Origin of the sequence: Paraburkholderia sp. RL18-085-BIA-A, assembly GCF_046027075.1 — a bacterium.
GTDB lineage: Bacteria > Pseudomonadota > Gammaproteobacteria > Burkholderiales > Burkholderiaceae > Paraburkholderia.
The window spans coordinates 1-806 of the sequence record NZ_JARESU010000513.1; the positions used below are offsets into that span (position 1 = coordinate 1).

General features: G+C 61.3%; 1 protein-coding gene and 1 pseudogene. Both read right to left on the reverse strand.

Translation table 11 applies throughout. The features are described from left to right. Positions 1 to 635: pseudogene (locus tag P0D89_RS53570) on the reverse strand (DDE-type integrase/transposase/recombinase); the annotation flags it as partial. Next, positions 620 to 806 (reverse strand): hypothetical protein (locus tag P0D89_RS53575; RefSeq protein WP_408367974.1); only part of this gene is annotated, 187 nt, incomplete at its 5' end. The pseudogene P0D89_RS53570 and the gene P0D89_RS53575, both read right to left, overlap by 16 nt.

Consider the following 806-nt stretch of genomic DNA (forward strand, 5'->3'; position numbering starts at 1 on the left):
GAGTGCAGCACCAGCGGACGTCCTGCCAGACCCTCGGCCAGACTGGCACGCCGCATCAGCAACGCGGCCAGTTCCACCGATTCCGCCTCATGCACTTCGTGACCGACAATCTTCCGGCTGAACACGTCCAGCATCATGTACCAGTAGTAATACCGGCCCTTGACCGCCGCCGGCAGCCAGGTGATATCCCACGACCAGACTTGGTTCGAGCCGGTGGCGCAATGGCTGGCCACTACCCGGGTTGAAGGCTTGCGCGCACGACCCCGGTGGTGCTGCTGCGAGGCACTGCGCAGCACGCGGTAAAAGCTCGATTCCGACGCGACATACACGCCGCGATCCGCCAGGCTCGGCACGATCTGGCTGGGCGCCAGGCTGGCAAACTCCTCACTATTGGCAAGCTCCAGAATCTGTTGCCGTTCGGCCTCACTCAGTTTATTGGACGGTGGTGCTCGCCCGGTCGTGGTGCGGCGATCGGCGAGCATCGCGTCGCCGTTACCCATCCAACGCTGGAACGTGCGCAGGCTCACGCCTACCTCGTCGCAGGCCTTCTCCAGCCGGCAACCTGACTGCGCTGCCTCGCGTATCAACGAAATGCATAACAGGCGATCCGGGACGTTGATCAATCGTCCTCTTTCAACTGGTTGCTAGTTTCGCGGCTGTGCGGCTCGCAGGATGCCAGCGACGTTCGCGAGCCTGCGAAGCAGGATGAATCGTTGCGAAAAATGGTGGCTATCGGGTTGTCGACGAGGACAATATAGTCAGTAATGCAAAGTGACGAGACGAGACAATTCATGGCGCGATGCGCG